Genomic DNA, 15247 nt, shown 5'->3' with positions numbered 1-15247 from the left:
GTGACGGCACTGGCAATCGTTCGGATCGGAGCACCACCATGGCGAACTTCCTTTCGGATGTTCTTTCTCAGACCCTGTTCAAGCTGCTGGCTACCGGCTCCGCGAGCCTTTCTGCCAAGTAGCCACGCGAGCGCCATCTTTCGGCAACTGAACAGGTGCCGGAGCGAGGCGGAAGGGCCCTCCCGCGGTTTCGGGGATCGGGCCCTTTTTTCGTGTCCGGATTATCCGGATGCGGCGTGGGTACTCCGCCCCTGCATCGGCTCCGGCGCTGGTCCGGCGGCGCGTCGCGAGGGGCGGTCAAATAAAACCTAAAAAGTTCCTCGAAAAGTATTCCGTCCAGTTCGCCCGCTCTGTATCGTGATGAACGGCAAACGATCAGTGACTTTCGGGTCAATGCGACATCGGCCCGCGAGTCTCTCCCCCCGGACCCGCGTACCGAACTCGGGACGGTTCCCCTGCCTATACCCACCGTCCCGGGTGCGTCGGGTGACCTGGCGTTGCTGAGCCAACTTTCGGCTAACGCGCGGTAAGTCGAAGGTTCAAACGAAGGGCCCGATCCATGACGAGGGGATCGGGCCCTTCGGTATTGTCTGGCGCAATGTCACAGGAAACGAACGCGGGAAGAATGTACGCCGGGCAGCCCGTAGAAGACCGGCAGCGGCAGCGTCGTGCGCGTTTTCTGGAGTCCGGGCTCACGGTGTTCGCGCGCGATGGATACGCCAATAGTTCCGTCGGAGCCATCTGCAAGGACGCCGGACTCTCCTCCAGACAGTTCTACGAGGAGTTCACCGGTCGCGAATCGCTGTTGCTCGAGCTCTACGAGCACATCGATCGCGAGTCGCGGGAAGCCGTGGCGGCCACCATCGCCGAGCACTCCGACGCCAGCGCCATCGACATCATCGACGCGGCGGTCCGCGCCTACATCGAGTCCATCGGACGAGATCCGCGCAAGGCCAGAGTCGCGCTCGTCGAGGTCGTCGGCGCCGGCCCCAAGGTGGAGAAGTTCCGCCTGGAGCTGCGCCGCGCCTGGGGCGCCCTGCTGGCCAGCGCCGCCGAGGACGCGGCCCTGCACGGCGAGATCCCGCCCGGTGACTACGAAATGCGCGTGCTCGCCATCATCGGCGCGGTGAACTACGTGGTCGACGCCTGGAGCGGCTCGGATCCGCGCCAGCCGCTCGACGACGTCATCCAGGTGCTGCGCCGCATCATCATGGGCGCGGTCAGCGCCTGACCCGAAAACCCACCTTCCGACGCTCTTTCGCGCCCGTCCGCCTCGCGGACGGGCGCGAACTTTACGGGTAGCGTGCCGATCATGGAGGCTGCGCCGAACATGGAGACGGTGCCGATCCAGCTGCCCGACGGGACCACGATCCCGGTGCGGCTGATTCCGGCGAAAGGCTCGCACCGGCATCCGATCACCGCCGACACGCCGCGGCCGGTGGTGGTGATCGCCCCCGGCCTCGGTGTGCCGGGGGAGTACTACTCGCTGTTCGGAATACCGTTGGCGGCCCGGGGTTTCGATGTGGCGCTGCTGGAGATCCGCGGCAACGGCGGCGAACCCGCGACCGGACCGTCCCGCTACGGCTATCAGGACCTGGTGGCGGTGGACTTCCCGGCCATGTTCGAGGCCGTGCGGCTGCGCTTCCCCGACAGCACCCCGTACCTGCTCGGCCACAGCATGGGCGGCCAGCTGGGCGCCATGTACGCGTCCCGGATCCGGGGGCGGCTGGGCGGGCTCATCCTCATCGCGTCCGGCACACCGCATTTCCGCGGGTACTCCGGGCTGGCCGCGGTCGGCAGCGCGGCGCTGTCGCTGACCGCCAATCTGGCCGGGTTCTGGCCGGGCGATACGGTCACGGCGGGCGGCTTCGGGCGGCAGTCCAAGGCGCTCATCGCCGATTGGGCACGACTGGCCCGCACCGGCAGGTTCGAACCCGCCGGAGCCGATATGGACTACGAGGAGCGGATCGGGCGGCTGAAACTGCCGGTCCTGTCGATCACCATGACCGGCGACGAGCTGACCCCGCGCGGATCGGCCCGGCAACTGCTCGCGAAAATGCCGCAGGCCGACATCACCACTTGGCACAATCCGGCCCCGCTCGGGCACAACGGCTGGATCAGCGATCCCGGCTCCACCATCGACTACGTCGAAAAGTGGCTGCGGGACCGCTGATTCGACAGCGGATCGGGGTGCTCAGAGCCGCGGTGAGCGCGGCGCGGTCATCTTCTCGGGGCTGAGCAGGTCGTCGAGCTCGGCCTTGGTCATGGCTCCGCGCTCGAGCACCAGGTCGTAGACACTGCCGCCGGACTCGAGCGCCTCCTTGGCGATGGCCGCCGACTGCTCGTAGCCCAGTGTCGGCACCAGCGCGGTCACCAGTCCGATGCTGTGCGCCACCAGATCCCGGCAGTGCTCCCGGTTGGCGGTGATACCGGTGATGCAGCGGCTGGTCAGGGTGACCGCGGCATTGCGCAGCATCATGGTGCCCATCATGAGGTCGTGGGCCATGATCGGCTCGGCCATATTGAGTTCCAGCTGGCTGGCCTCGGCGGCCATGGTGACCGTCATGTCGTAGCCGATGAGCTGGAAACAGACCTGGCTGACCACCTCCGGGATGACCGGGTTGACCTTGCCCGGCATGATCGACGAACCCGGTTGCATGGCGGGCAGATTGATCTCGCCCAGGCCCGCGCGCGGACCGCTGGACAGCAGCCGCAGATCGTTGCAGATCTTGGACAGCTGCACCGCGGCGCGTTTGAGGGTGGCCGACACCGCCACGAAATCGCCGGAGTCCTGGGTGGCCTCGACCAGGTTCTCGGCCTGCACGATGGGCAATCCGGTTATCTCCGCGAGCTTGACGGTGACCAGGTCCGCGTAGCCGGGCGGGCTGGTGATGCCGGTGCCGATGGCGGTCGCGCCCATGTTCACCGCGAGCAGGTCCCCGCCGATGCGCTGCAGATGGTTGATGGCCTCGCCGATCATGACCGCGTACGCGCCGAATTCCTGGCCCAGGGTCATCGGGACCGCGTCCTGCAACTGGGTGCGGCCCATCTTGATCACGTCGGCGAATTCGACGGCCTTGGCGCGCAGTGCGTTCTGCAGTTCGCCCAGCGCCGCGGAGGCGTCCTGCAGGGACAGGTAGACGCCCAGCTTCACCGAGGTGGGGTAGACGTCATTGGTGGACTGCGAGCGGTTCACGTCGTCGTTGGGGTGCAGGTACTGGTATTCGCCCTTGTGGTGGCCCATGAGCTCCAGGCCGCGGTTGGCGATCACCTCGTTGGCGTTCATGTTGGTGGAGGTGCCCGCGCCGCCCTGCACCATGTCGACGATGAAGTTCTCGCGCAGCCGGCCGGTGAGCAGTTCGTCGCAGGCCGCGACGATGGCGTCGGCCTTGGGCTGGGCGAGCGAACCGAGTTCCGCGTTGGCCAGGGCCGCAGCCTTTTTCACGTGGGCCAGGGCATTGACCAGGTGCCCGAACTTGCGCAGTTTGATGCCCGAGATCTGGAAGTTCTCCACCGCGCGCAGGGTCTGCACCCCGTAGTACGCCTCGGCGGGCAGTTCCCGGGTGCCGAGCGAATCGTGTTCGATGCGAATGCCGCCCAGCGGCTGCTGGGCCGCGATGGCGGCCGACAGCTGGGCGGAGACCGCGCGCATGCGGTGCGCGACCAGCTGGGCGACCCGGGAGACCATGCGGTAGTAGCGATCCGGGTGCAGGACCGCCAGTTCCCGCAGGGTCGCCCGGGGCACGGTGAGCACGACCGCGCCGGTGACGCTGCGCCCGGTGGCGGTGTGGGGCGTGTCGTCGACCAGCGCGATCTCCGAGATCAGGCTGCCGGGGCCGAGCCGGGCGAGCTCGATCACGTGGCCCGTGAGGCCGGAGGTGATCCGGATCTCGCCCGCCACCACGATGCCCGCCCACTCGCGCGGCGTGGATTCGTGGAACAGCACCGCCCCGGCCGGGTATTCGCGCCGCTCGGCGGTGGCGGCGAAGGCGCGGACGTCCTCCGGATCGAGTCCGGTGGCCGCGGCGGTGCTACTGATCAGCTCGTCCAGTTCGGCCACGTCGACTCCTCGCTCGGTGGGGACGCCCCACATCGGCAACCGAGTCCGATCTTTCCGAAACGGGCGGATCTTTCAAGCGCGACGCGGCCGTTCACCGTCCATCAGTTGCTGCAGGAAGAACTCGTAGACCAGCGCGGCCTGGAACGCGGACTGCTTGTTGTCCGCGGCCCCGCCGTGGCCGCCCTCGATGTTCTCGTAGTACCAGACCTCGTGGCCCTCGGATGCCAAGCGCGCGGCCATCTTCCGGGCGTGACCGGGGTGCACCCGGTCGTCGCGGGTGGAGGTGGCGAGCAGGATCGGCGGATAGGCCCGCTCGGCGCTGGTGTTCTGGTACGGGGAGTACTTGGAGATGTACTCCCACTCCTCGGGCTTGTCCGGGTCGCCGTACTCGGCCATCCAGGACGCGCCCGCCAGCAGCAGGTGATAGCGCCGCATGTCCAGCAGCGGCACCTGGCACACGATGGCGCCGAACAGCTCCGAGTAGCGGGTCAGCATGACGCCCATGAGCAGGCCGCCATTGCTGCCGCCGACCGCGCCCAGCTGGTCGTGGGTGGTGATGCCGCGCGCCACCAGGTCGCGCGCGATGGCCGCGAAATCCTCGTAGGCCTTGTGCCGGTTGGCCTTCAGCACCGAGGTGTGCCATTCGGGGCCGTATTCGCCGCCGCCGCGGATATTGGTCATGACGTAGGTGCCGCCGCGTTCCAGCCAGCCCATACCGACCGCGCCGCTGTAGGCCGGGCGGCGCGAGACCTCGAAGCCGCCGTAGCCGGACATGACGGTCGGTCCGGGGGTGCCCCGCAGATCACGGTGGCGGATCACGAAATACGGGATCTCGGTGCCGTCGTCGGAACGGGCGAAGAACTGATCGGTCTCCATGCCGTCGGCGTCGAAGAACGCGGGCTCCTGCTTCAGCACCTCCACCGAACCGCCCACCGAACTCGACATGAGCGTGGCCGGGCTGGTGAAACTGCTGGTGGAGAGCATGAATTCGTCGCCGCCCTCGAGCCGGTCGAGGTTCATCACGCTGGTGGTGGACATGGCCGGGGCGTCGGCCAGCGGCGCGCGGGTCCAGCCGTCCGGGCCGGGGGTGAGCACGTGCAGTTCGGTCTGCACGTCGTGCAGGGTGGCCAGCAGCAGGTGGTTCTCGGTCCAGCTGTAGCCGTGCAGGGCGGTGTGCGGATCGGGGGTGAAGAGCACCTCGAAATCGCGTGCGCCGGACAGGAATTCCTCGAAGTTCGCGGCCAGCAGCGCGCCCGCCGGATAGGTCGAGCCGTTCACCTCCCACGGGGTCTTCGGCCGCACCAGCAGCCACTCCTTGTTCCAGGAGACGTCGGCGTCGGTGGGGGCCTCGATCAGCTGCAGGGTGTCGTCGGACTCGAGCAGGTAGACCTCTTCGTTGAAGAAGTCGGTGGCGCGGCTCAGGTAGTGCCGTTCGTAGCCGGGCGTCCGGTCGTAGCCCGCCGAGACGGCCACGTCGGTGGACCGGCCCTCGTACACGAATTCGGCCTCGGCCAAGGGGGTTCCGCGCCGCCAGCGCTTCACCACCCGGGGGTAGCCGGAGTCGGTGAGGGAACCGGGGCCGAAGTCCGTGCCCACGTAGATGGTGTCGTGATCGATCCAGGCGTAGTCGGACTTGGCCTCGGGTAGGTGGAAGCCGCCGTCCGCCGGGTCGATGAAAGTCTTTGCCTCGATGTCGAATTCGCGGATCGCCTTGGCGTCCGCGCCGCCGCGCGACAGGCTGATCAGCGCGCGCCGCTGCTCCGGGCGCTTCACCGCCGCGCCGCCCCACACCCAGTTCTCGCCCTCGGCCGCGGCCAGCGCGTCCAGGTCGATGAGGATCTCCCAGTCCGGCTCGGCCTTGGCGTATTCGGCGAAGGTGGTGCGCCGCCACAGGCCCTTGGGGTGCTCGCGGTCGCGCCAGTAGTTGTAGAGCCACGGGCCGCGCCGGCTCGGATAGGCGATGCGAGTGTCGGTGTCGAGCATGGCGAGCACACGCGCCTCGAGTTCGCCGAAACGCTCGGTCGAGGCGAAACGCTCCTTCGACACCGCGTTCCGTTCTTCGGCCCACGCCAGCGCGCGGTCGCTCTCGACTTCTTCGAGCCACAGGTAGGGGTCCGTCACACCCTCTCCAACACCGGTCATGCCCACATTGTTGCCCAGGGGCGCGTTCGCCGGTCGCGAACGTGTTGCCGACCACTGTGGCGAGGACCCTCGGGCGCGGGTGAGGCCGACCGCACTGTCCGGTCAGTAGGATTGCCGGGTGTCGCATGAGCCCCGGCTGTGGGAACAGCACTGCTGCCTGCCATTACTGCCGACCGCGGACGTCACCGAGCTGATTCGGTACCCGCTGGGCTCGTATCTCTCGGTGAACATCGGATATTCGCCGCAGACCACCCGTGATTCGCTGGAACTGGTCACCCAGCTGCGGCGGGATGCCTTGACGGACGGCCGTTTCCGGCTGGTGCACGACATCGAGGACGCCTGGCCCAGCACGCCGACCGCGGAGACCGAGTCCACCATCGCGCTGGCCTTCGATCTCGAGGACGCCGGGCCGCTGGACGGCGATCTCGACAATGTCGAGCTGTTCCACGAACTGGGTCTGCGCTCGCTGCTGCCCACCTACAACCACGCCAATGCCGCCGGCTGCGGCTGCCTCGACACCGAGGACACCGGGCTCACCGCCTACGGACGTGACCTGATCCGCACCCTCAACGAGGTGGGCGTGTTCGCCGACGGGTCGCACTGCTCGCGCCGCACCGGCCTCGACATCGCGGAGATCACCAGCGTCCCGATGATCTACAGCCACTCGAATTTCGCGGCGCTGTGGGAGCATCCGCGCAATATCGCCGACGAGCAGGCCAAGGCGTGCGCGGCCACCGGCGGGGTGATCGGCGTCAACGGGGTCGGCATCTTCCTGGGCCGCAACGAGCCCGCCGACCGGGCCGGGCGGGTGGAGGCCATGGCCGACCACATCGCCTACGGGGCGGCACTGGTCGGTATCGAGCACGTCGGGGTGGGCTCGGACTACTCCTTCGACGCCGACGATTTCAATCGGGAGCTGATCGAGAATCCGGAGAGCTATTCCGAGGAGTACCTCCGCTACGGCCAATTGCAGTGGACGCCACCGGAGGATCTGCTCGGCACGTCGGGGGTGCGCGGACTGGACGCGGCGCTCGCCGACCGCGGCTTCTCCGCGGCGGACCGGGCGGCCGTCTTCGGCGGCAACTTCGCGCGCGTCGCCCGGCAGGTGTGGCACGGCTGATTCCGCCTGCATAGCGAACTGATCGGTCGTTTCCATGGTGTGGGAGTGACCGCTCTCACGTGGTCCCGGTCTCACCCGGGCGGGGGATGGCTGAGTGAGCACCCGGCAACAGGTCTAGTCTCGAAGCCGTGACTTCCCACTACGATGTCGTCGTTCTCGGCGCTGGTCCCGGCGGTTACGTCGCCGCGATTCGTGCCGCTCAACTCGGCCTGCGAACAGCGATCGTCGAGCAGAAATACTGGGGTGGCGTGTGCCTGAACGTGGGCTGCATTCCGTCCAAGGCACTGCTGCGCAACGCGGAGCTGGCTCATATCTTCACCAAGGAAGCGAAGACCTTCGGTATCTCGGGTAACGCGACCTTCGACTTCGGCGCGGCGTTCGACCGCAGCCGCAAGGTCGCGGACGGCCGGGTCAAGGGCGTCCACTTCCTGATGAAGAAGAACAAGATCGACGAGTTCGACGGCAAGGGCACCTTCACCGGCCCGAAGTCGCTCTCGGTCGCGCTCACCAAGGGCGGCGCCGAGGACATCACGTTCGACAACGTGATCATCGCCGCGGGCACCGAGACCAAGCTGCTGCCGGGCACCTCGCTGTCGGCCAACGTGGTCACCTACGAGGAGCAGATCCTCACCCGCGACCTGCCGGGCTCCATCCTCATCGTGGGTGCGGGCGCCATCGGCATGGAGTTCGGCTACGTCCTCAAGAACTACGGCGTGGACGTGCGCATCGTCGAATTCCTGGACCGCGCACTGCCGAACGAGGACGCCGACGTCTCCAAGGAGATCACCAAGGCGTACAAGAAGCTCGGCATCACCATCACCACCGGTGCGGCCGTGCAGTCCATGGAAGACGACGGCTCCAAGGTCACCGTCGCCATCAAGGACAACAAGACCGGCGCCATCGAGACCGTCACCGTCGACAAGGTGCTGCAGGCCGTCGGCTTCGCGCCGCGCGTGCAGGGCTACGGCCTGGAGAACACCGGCGTCGCGCTCACCGATCGCGGCGCCATCGCCATCGACGACTACATGCGCACCAACGTCCCCGGCATCTACGCCATCGGTGACGTCACCGCCAAGCTGCAGCTCGCGCACGTCGCCGAGGCGCAGGGCGTGGTCGCCGCCGAGACCATCGCGGGCGCGGAGACCCAGGCGCTGGGCGACTACCGCATGATGCCGCGCGCCACCTTCTGCCAGCCGCAGGTCGCCTCCTTCGGCCTCACCGAGCAGCAGGCCAAGGACGAGGGCTACGACGTCAAGGTCGCCACCTTCCCGTTCACCGCGAACGGCAAGGCGCACGGCCTCGGCGACGCGCAGGGCTTCGTCAAGCTGATCTCCGACGCCAAGTACGGGGAACTGCTCGGCGGCCACCTGATCGGCCCGGACGTCTCCGAGCTGCTGCCGGAACTGACCCTGGCCCAGAAATGGGACCTCACGGTCAACGAGGTCGCCCGCAACGTCCACACCCACCCGACCCTGTCGGAAGCGATCCAGGAAGCGATCCACGGCCTCGCCGGCCACATGATCAACTTCTGACTCCGAAGGGGCTCAGGGGCTTCGCCCCCGAACCCCCTCGAGATTTTCGGGGGCAGGCCCCCGGACCCCCGAGGTCCGGGGGGCCTGCCCCGCAAGACGGCCTGATGCCGGCGTAAATCGCTGGCATCAGGCCGTTTTCGTCGGTGTGGCTAGTCCGCCAGGTGCAGGCGGCGGTGCAGGGCGTAGACGCGGTCGGTGAGTTCCGGGAAGGGGCCCGAGACCGGGATCGAGGGGGCCACCTCCTGGATGGCGAGGGGGCGGATCGGGCCCGCGGGGACGCCGAACTCGGTGAGCCACTCGGTGAGCTGGGCGGTGGAGGCGGCGTAGACGATCGGGCCCAGGCCGACCCAGGCGTGGGCGGCCGAGCACATGGCGCAGTGTTCGCCGGAGGTGTAGACGGTGGCGGTGGCGCGCTGCTCGGGGGTGAGGTGGTCGGCGGCCCAGCGGGCCAGCTCGAATTCGGGGTGGCGGGTGGCGTCGCCGCCGGAGACCCGGTTGCGGTCCTCGGCCAGGACCTTGCCGTCCGCGTCGACCAGCAGGGATCCGAACGGCTCGTCGCCGGCGTCGAGGGCCTCGGCGGCCAGTTCCACGCAGCGTTCGAGGTAGTGCAGATCGGTGTCGGCGGACATGCGGCTCCTTACGGGCGGTGGTAGGCGGACTGGGCCGCTTCGATGGTCGCGATATTGGATTCGAGGATGTCGATCAGCCCGACCAGCTGGTCGGCGACACGTTCGCCCAGGTCGGTGAGGGTGTATTCGACGACCGGCGGGATGGACTGCTGGACTTCGCGATGGACCATGCCGTCGCGTTCCAGGGTCTGCAGGGTCTGGGAGAGCATGCGCTCGGAGATGCCGTCGACCCGGCGGCGCAGCGCCGAGAAGCGGTAGGGGCCCTCGCGCAGGGCGGCCAGGGCCAGCACGCCCCAGCGGCTGGCGACGTCCTGCAGGACCGGGCGGGAGGCGCAGTTGCGGGCGAAGACGTCGGCTTCCAGGGTCGGGTCGTCCGCGAAGGACTGGTCGGAAGGCCGGGCGTTCATGAGATTCAGGTTACCTGCCATTCGGGTAGCGGTTCAGGAATAGCATGTGCTTACTATTAGTTAGTACATGTCGAGCGTGCAGTTCATTCCATCGAACCTGGAGGTAGTCATGACCGTCGCAGTCACCGGAGCCAGTGGTCAGCTGGGTCGCCTGGTCGTCGAGGCGTTGCTGAAGGACGGGTCGCAGCCCGTCGTCGCCGTGGTCCGCGATCCCGCCAAGGTGGCCGACCTGGCCGAGCGCGGCGTCGAGGTGCGGGTTGCGAGCTTCGACGATCCGGCGGCGCTGGAACGCGCCTTCCAGGGCGTCGACCGCGTACTGCTGGTCTCCGGCAACGAGTTCGGCAAGCGCGTGGCCCAGCACACCAATGTGCTGCGCGCCGCCGAGGCCGCGGGCGTGAAACTGCTGGCCTACACCAGCATTCCGCAGGCCGACCGCAATCCGCTGATCCTCGCCCAGGAGCACATCGGCACCGAGGCGGCGCTGGCCGGGGCGAGCATCCCGACCACCCTGCTGCGCAACGGCTGGTACTGGGAGAACTACGCGGGCGGTCTGGGCCACGCCGTCGCGAGCGGTGTGCTGCACGGCGCGGCCGGGGACGGGAAGGTATCCGGCGCGGCGCGGGCCGACTACGCCGAGGCGGCCGCCCGGGTGCTCACCACCGACGGGCACGAGGGCAAGGTCTACGAGCTCGGCGGCGACGAGACCCTCTCGTACGCCGAACTGGCGCAGGTGATCTCGGAGGTCTCCGGCAAGCCGGTGCGTTACGAGGATCTGCCGCAGCAGGATTACGCGGCCGCGCTGCAGGGTGCGGGCCTGGACGCCGGATACGCGGCGGTGCTGGCCGATGCCGACGCCGGGATCGCGGGCGGCATCCTGTCCGTCGACTCCGGCGACCTGCAACGGCTGCTGGGCCGCCCGACCACCCCGGTGGCCGAGGTGTTCCGGGCGGCGCTGAACTGATCGAGCGGACGGGGCGGGCTCAGTACCAGTTGTGGGCCTGCCAGAACGCCCACGCGTTGTTCGGGCTGCCGTAGCGTTCGACCATGTAGCGGTAGGCCCAGCGCAATTGGGTGAGCGGGTTGAACATCCAGTCCGGGCCCTCGCTGAACATCTTGTGCGCGGGGAGGGCCTGGGGCAGCCCGTACGCGCCCGAGGTCGGGTTGATCGCGAACACCTGCCAGTCGCTCTCGCGGGTGATGATGTGGTTGAACGAATCCCACTGGTCGAACGGGACCATGAAGCGGGACATGGTCTGCAGGGCGGGCTTCGAAAAGCGCTGGGCCGAGCCGACCAGTTGCAGCAGCGAGGCCGGATCGATGGGAAGCGCGACCGGGACGCCGGTGGCGGAGACGGGGTTGGCGATCTCGGTGCGGGCGTCGGCGTGTGTGACGCCGACCGTCAAGGGCGCGATGGCCGCCGTCAGCAGTCCGAGTACCGCGACTCGGATCGGGCGCCGGCGGGCGGTGTTCTCGTGGGAAGCGGGCAACGCCTGGTCCTTCCGTGTCGTTCACGAAAAAACAGACCCCATCTGTCTTCCAATCAGAAACCGACCGTACGCCCCTGAAGTTCGGTGTCCGGGTGAGCGACACGCGGGGAACTACCTGATCAGCGCTGACCCGCTGGTCAGCGCGCCCGCTCGCGCAGCAGTTCGCGCTCGCTGTCATTGGCGGTGAGTTCGGCCGCGCGCTCGAAGGCCGCCCGCGCCTCGGCGGTCCGGCCCAGCCGTTCCAGCAGATCCCCGCGCACCGCGTGCAGCAGGTGATAGCCGTCCAGATCCGCTGCGACCGCGTCGATCAACTCCAGGCCCGCCGTGGGCCCGTGCATCATCGCCACCGCCACCGCGCGGTTCAACTCCACGACCGGTGACGGAAATCGTTGCGCGAGGACGGCATACAGTCCGGCGATACGCCGCCAATCGGTGTCGGCGGCGGCCGGGGTCACCGCGTGCACCGAGGCGATGGCGGCCTGCAGGGCGTAGCGGCCGGGCGGGAGCTCCCGCGTCCGGTTCAGGGTGTGGGCGCGGGCGAGGGCGGCCAGTCCGCGTTCGATGTACAGGCGGTTCCAGCGGGAACGGTCCTGATCGGGGAGCAGGATCGGGCCGCCGCCGGAATCGCTGCGGGCCGTGGTGCGCGAGGCCTGCAATTCCAGCAGGGCCGTCAGGCCGTGTACCTCCGGCTCCTCGGGCAGCAGTCCGGTGAGGATGCGGGCCAGGCGCAGCGCGTCCTCGCAGAGTTCGGCGCGCACCCAGCGTTCGCCGGAGGTGGCCGCGTAGCCCTCGTTGAAGATCAGGTAGATCACTTCGAGCACCGAGTCCAGCCGCGCGGTCAGCTCCGCGCCCTCGGGCACCTCGAAGGGGATCCCCTTGGAGGCGATGGTGCGTTTGGCGCGCACGATCCGTTGCGCCACGGTCGATTCCGGGACCAGGTAGGCGCGCGCGATCTCGGTGGTGGTCAGGCCGCCCACCATGCGCAGGGTGAGCGCCGCCCGCGCCGGGGGTGTGAGCACCGGGTGGCAGGCGGTGAAGATCATGCGCAGCAGGTCGTCGGCGATCACCGGGTCCGGTTCGCCCACCGGCGCTTCCGCGGTGATCGCCTCCCGGCCCAGCAGTTCCAGCTTCCGGGCGAAATTCGCGTCGCGCCGGATGCGGTCCACCGCGCGGTGTTTGGCGGTGAGCATGAGCCAGCCGCCGGGATTCGGCGGGACGCCCGCGGACGGCCACTGTTCCAGTGCCGCCACGTGGGCGTCCTGCGCGAGTTCCTCGGCGGTGGCGATATCCCCGACCAGGCGGGTCAATCCCGCCACCAGCCGTGGCCATTCGATGCGCCAGGCCGCTTCCACGGCCCGGCGCGCCCGCTCCTCCGGCGGAGTCAGTGCTGGCCTTCCAGCTGCCGCACCTCGACCTCGATCTCCCATTCGGGTCCGTGCACGCGCAGGAACCGGGAGGCCCATTCGGCGGCCTCCTCGTTGGACCGGGTCTGCAGCAGCAGATAGCCGCCGATGATCTCCTTGGATTCGGTGAAGGGACCGTCCATGACGGTCTGCGTGCCGCCGGACTGCCGGATCCGGGCGCCCTCCTCGGGCGGGCGCAGGCCCGCGGTGTCGAGCAGCACCCCCGCCTTGGTCATCTCCTCGATGATCTCGTTGACCCGCGCGATCAGGTCCTCGCCGGGACCGTCGGGGGCCTGGGCGGGGTCCAGGCGAATCAGCACCAGGTGTCGCATAGTCGAATCCTCCTTCGTGTGGGGATCGTGGTTCGACCCTCGCCTACTCCTCGAACGGGGCGGGTCGGAATCGACATCCGGCTCAGACCCACTGCACCAACTGGATGACGATGCCGTTGGGGTCCAGCGCCTGGAAGTAGCGCTCGCCCCACGGCTCGGTCTCGATGGGCGTCACGATCGGCACGCCCTCGCCCCGCACGCGAGCGTATTCGGCATCGATGTCATCCACCACGAAGACCACCAGCAGACCCTGGCCGGCGCTGCCCACGATGCGGTCCGGCTTGAAGCTGCCCAGGCCGGTGCGCAGGTAGATGACGTCGAAGCCGGTGTCGGGCCGGGTCAGGTTGACGAAGCCGTCGGCCGACATCTTCTCGGTGAAACCGAAGTGGTCGATGAGGAACCTGGCGGAGGCGGTCTCGTCGGGCACGTTCAGGGAGATCGCGGATGCGGTGACGTTCAAGGGTCCTCCTAGGTGGTGCCGATCAACTCTGTACTAAGTACGCTGTACTTTGTACGCAAATTCCCGACGGGATGCAAAGTGACGACCATCACATGGATACGATCGGCGGCGGAGGTGACGCGAATGGCCGCGAAAGGCGGGGAACGCAGCAGCGCGGGAGACCCGGTGCGAACCCTGGAACTGCTCTGGCGCGAGCCCGGCTCGGGCGGGTCGGCGCGCGGGCCCAAACAGCGCACCACCGTGGACGCCGTCGTCGCGGCCGCGATCGGGATCGCCGACACCCAGGGTCTGGCCGCGCTGACCATGCGCTCGGTCGCGGCCGCGCTCGGCATCACGCCCATGGCCACCTACACCTATGTGCCCGGCAAGGCGGAACTGCTGGATCTCATGCTCGACACGGTCTACCAGCGCATGGAGCGCCACGACCTGGGCGGAATGGGCTGGCGGGAGCGGGTTTCCACGATCGCGGCCGAGAATCGCGCCATGCTCGCGGCGCACCCGTGGGTGGCGTACCTGCCCACCACGCGCCCGCCGCTGGGGCCGGGCGTGGCGGCGAAGTACGACCACGAACTGCGGGCCTTCGACGGCCTCGGCCTCGGCGACCTCGACATGGACGCGGCGCTCACGTACGTGCTGGGGTTCGTGACCTCCACCGCGCAGCTTGCGATCGATACCGCGGGGGCGGCCGCGGAAAGCGGGCAATCCGACCATGATTGGTGGGAGCGCGCGGCCCCGCTGCTGGCCCGGGTGTTCGACGCCGAGCGCTACCCCTTGGCGGCGCGGGTCGGCGAGGCGGCCGGACAAGCGCACGACAGCGCCTACAGCGCGGACCACGCCTACGAGTTCGGTCTCGCTCGGGTCCTCGACGGGCTGGCGGGCCTGATCGAGCACCCCGAACGCTGATCGGGAACCCCTGGGCGCGCCTGTCTCTTACGCGAACCTGGCACAGACCGACCGGGACGATGGTCTAAATTTCGCCGCACGGAGCGGCGGGTGGCGGCAGAATTTCAGCTATGCCCCGATCGGCCCCGGCAGTCGTTGCCGCCGAAACCTTCACCAGGGCAGTGCAGCCGGTGCTTCCCGTGGGGGAGGGACTGGTGCTGAGGCCGTGGTTGCGGCGCGACGGCCCCGAGGTGTACGCGGCATTCCAGGATCCAGCTATCGCCCGCTGGCACGTGCGCACCGCCGACACCGTGGAGGAGGCAGGGGACTGGGTGGACTCGTGGGGGCGGTCGTGGAGCAGTGGCGCGGCGGCGAATTGGGCGGTGGCGGACAGCCGCAGCGGTCGGCTGATGGGCCGCGCCTCACTGCATCACATGGAGCTGTGGCACGGCGAGGCGGAGGTCGCGTACTGGGTGATCCCGGCGGCCCGCGGTCGCGGCATCGCGCCGCGGGCGGTGGAGGCGCTGGTCGGCTGGGCCTTCGAGGTGGCCGGATTCCACCGCCTCGAATTACGCCATTCCGTGCACAACGCCCAATCCTGCCGGGTGGCCTGCAAATCCGGCTTCATCCTCGAGGGCATCAATCGCAGCGCGGGCCTGCACACCGACGGCTGGCACGATATGCACCTGCACGCCCGCGTCCAGCCCGCCCGCCCCGCCGAACCGGCCTTCCCGCGCGACATCCCGTACGAGGCCGCCACCCAGCCGGTCTTCCGCCTGCGCCGCTAGCGCTT

General features: G+C 68.7%; 15 protein-coding genes. 7 read left to right on the top strand and 8 right to left on the bottom strand.

Features of this window, described 5'->3' with window-relative positions; translation table 11 throughout:
* Positions 1–598 precede the first annotated feature (598 nt).
* Together ACWEOI_RS11915 and ACWEOI_RS11910 are read left to right on the top strand one after the other, a co-directional pair.
* Positions 599–1231: a TetR/AcrR family transcriptional regulator gene (locus tag ACWEOI_RS11915; RefSeq protein ID WP_357090781.1), complete on the top strand. Its 633-nt coding sequence runs from the start codon at positions 599–601 to the stop codon at positions 1229–1231.
* A 99-nt stretch (positions 1232–1330) separates the two neighbouring features.
* Positions 1331–2173 (top strand): alpha/beta fold hydrolase, encoded by an 843-nt coding sequence (locus ACWEOI_RS11910; RefSeq protein ID WP_452359588.1) that lies wholly within the window; start codon positions 1331–1333, stop codon positions 2171–2173.
* Positions 2174–2194: 21 nt separating this feature from the next.
* Here the strand turns inward: ACWEOI_RS11910 and aspA are convergent, their stop codons facing one another.
* Both aspA and ACWEOI_RS11900 read right to left on the bottom strand, forming a co-directional pair.
* Positions 2195–4060, bottom strand: coding sequence for an aspartate ammonia-lyase (aspA, locus tag ACWEOI_RS11905; protein WP_452359552.1), 1866 nt, complete (start codon positions 4058–4060; stop codon positions 2195–2197).
* Between the two features lie 72 nt (positions 4061–4132).
* The gene (locus tag ACWEOI_RS11900; RefSeq protein ID WP_452359551.1) at positions 4133–6202 is read right to left on the bottom strand and encodes a prolyl oligopeptidase family serine peptidase; all 2070 of its coding nucleotides are present in this window, start codon (positions 6200–6202) and stop codon (positions 4133–4135) included.
* Positions 6203–6320: 118 nt separating this feature from the next.
* Here ACWEOI_RS11900 and ACWEOI_RS11895 point away from each other — a divergent pair, with 118 nt between their 5' ends.
* Both ACWEOI_RS11895 and lpdA read left to right on the top strand, forming a co-directional pair.
* Positions 6321–7322, top strand: coding sequence for a dipeptidase (locus ACWEOI_RS11895; RefSeq protein ID WP_452359550.1), 1002 nt, complete (start codon positions 6321–6323; stop codon positions 7320–7322).
* A 128-nt stretch (positions 7323–7450) separates the two neighbouring features.
* The gene (gene lpdA / locus ACWEOI_RS11890) at positions 7451–8854 is read left to right on the top strand and encodes a dihydrolipoyl dehydrogenase (protein WP_379274114.1); all 1404 of its coding nucleotides are present in this window, start codon (positions 7451–7453) and stop codon (positions 8852–8854) included.
* A 149-nt stretch (positions 8855–9003) separates the two neighbouring features.
* Here the strand turns inward: lpdA and ACWEOI_RS11885 are convergent, their stop codons facing one another.
* Together ACWEOI_RS11885 and ACWEOI_RS11880 are read right to left on the bottom strand one after the other, a co-directional pair.
* A complete protein-coding gene (locus ACWEOI_RS11885; RefSeq protein WP_404204272.1) occupies positions 9004–9483 on the bottom strand; it encodes a nucleoside deaminase in 480 nt (159 codons plus the stop codon).
* 8 nt (positions 9484–9491) lie between these two features.
* Positions 9492–9890 (bottom strand): winged helix-turn-helix transcriptional regulator, encoded by a 399-nt coding sequence (locus ACWEOI_RS11880; protein WP_357090790.1) that lies wholly within the window; start codon positions 9888–9890, stop codon positions 9492–9494.
* A 109-nt stretch (positions 9891–9999) separates the two neighbouring features.
* On the opposite strand from ACWEOI_RS11880, the gene ACWEOI_RS11875 reads away from it, so the two are divergent.
* Positions 10000–10851 carry an NmrA family NAD(P)-binding protein gene (locus ACWEOI_RS11875; protein WP_433668923.1) on the top strand — a complete coding sequence of 284 codons (852 nt, stop codon included), beginning with the start codon at positions 10000–10002 and terminating at the stop codon, positions 10849–10851.
* A gap of 19 nt (positions 10852–10870) precedes the next feature.
* Here the strand turns inward: ACWEOI_RS11875 and ACWEOI_RS11870 are convergent, their stop codons facing one another.
* The 4 genes from ACWEOI_RS11870 to ACWEOI_RS11855 all read right to left on the bottom strand — a co-directional run bounded on the left by ACWEOI_RS11870 (position 10871) and on the right by ACWEOI_RS11855 (position 13572).
* Positions 10871–11377 (bottom strand): aggregation-promoting factor C-terminal-like domain-containing protein, encoded by a 507-nt coding sequence (locus ACWEOI_RS11870; RefSeq protein WP_387302133.1) that lies wholly within the window; start codon positions 11375–11377, stop codon positions 10871–10873.
* A 137-nt stretch (positions 11378–11514) separates the two neighbouring features.
* Positions 11515–12729, bottom strand: coding sequence for an RNA polymerase sigma factor (locus tag ACWEOI_RS11865; protein WP_452359549.1), 1215 nt, complete (start codon positions 12727–12729; stop codon positions 11515–11517).
* 29 nt (positions 12730–12758) lie between these two features.
* Entirely contained in the window at positions 12759–13112 is a 354-nt protein-coding gene (locus ACWEOI_RS11860) for a YciI family protein (protein WP_379274101.1), read from the bottom strand.
* Positions 13113–13194: 82 nt separating this feature from the next.
* Positions 13195–13572, bottom strand: coding sequence for a VOC family protein (locus ACWEOI_RS11855; RefSeq protein ID WP_452359548.1), 378 nt, complete (start codon positions 13570–13572; stop codon positions 13195–13197).
* 123 nt (positions 13573–13695) lie between these two features.
* On the opposite strand from ACWEOI_RS11855, the gene ACWEOI_RS11850 reads away from it, so the two are divergent.
* Both ACWEOI_RS11850 and ACWEOI_RS11845 read left to right on the top strand, forming a co-directional pair.
* Positions 13696–14475: a TetR/AcrR family transcriptional regulator C-terminal domain-containing protein gene (locus ACWEOI_RS11850; RefSeq protein WP_452359547.1), complete on the top strand. Its 780-nt coding sequence runs from the start codon at positions 13696–13698 to the stop codon at positions 14473–14475.
* Positions 14476–14585: 110 nt separating this feature from the next.
* Complete coding sequence (locus ACWEOI_RS11845; protein WP_433668914.1) at positions 14586–15242, top strand: GNAT family N-acetyltransferase; 657 nt, start codon at positions 14586–14588, stop codon at positions 15240–15242.
* The last annotated feature ends 5 nt before the right edge of the window (positions 15243–15247 follow it).

This window comes from Nocardia sp. NPDC004340, from assembly GCF_053602575.1.
Note: the sequence above shows the minus strand (reverse complement) of the source record. Positions and strands in the feature narration are given on the sequence as shown.

Excerpts from the sequence above, each read along its gene's own strand:
- ACWEOI_RS11915 (WP_357090781.1), top strand. The coding sequence starts at position 599 with ATGTCACAGGAAACGAACGCGGGAAGAATGTACGCCGGGCAGCCCGTA.
- ACWEOI_RS11910 (WP_452359588.1), top strand. The coding sequence starts at position 1,331 with ATGGAGACGGTGCCGATCCAGCTGCCCGACGGGACCACGATCCCGGTG.
- ACWEOI_RS11900 (WP_452359551.1), bottom strand. The coding sequence starts at position 6,202 with ATGACCGGTGTTGGAGAGGGTGTGACGGACCCCTACCTGTGGCTCGAA.
- ACWEOI_RS11885 (WP_404204272.1), bottom strand. The coding sequence starts at position 9,483 with ATGTCCGCCGACACCGATCTGCACTACCTCGAACGCTGCGTGGAACTG.
- ACWEOI_RS11880 (WP_357090790.1), bottom strand. The coding sequence starts at position 9,890 with ATGAACGCCCGGCCTTCCGACCAGTCCTTCGCGGACGACCCGACCCTG.
- ACWEOI_RS11875 (WP_433668923.1), top strand. The coding sequence starts at position 10,000 with ATGACCGTCGCAGTCACCGGAGCCAGTGGTCAGCTGGGTCGCCTGGTC.
- ACWEOI_RS11860 (WP_379274101.1), bottom strand. The coding sequence starts at position 13,112 with ATGCGACACCTGGTGCTGATTCGCCTGGACCCCGCCCAGGCCCCCGAC.
- ACWEOI_RS11850 (WP_452359547.1), top strand. The coding sequence starts at position 13,696 with ATGGCCGCGAAAGGCGGGGAACGCAGCAGCGCGGGAGACCCGGTGCGA.
- ACWEOI_RS11845 (WP_433668914.1), top strand. The coding sequence starts at position 14,586 with ATGCCCCGATCGGCCCCGGCAGTCGTTGCCGCCGAAACCTTCACCAGG.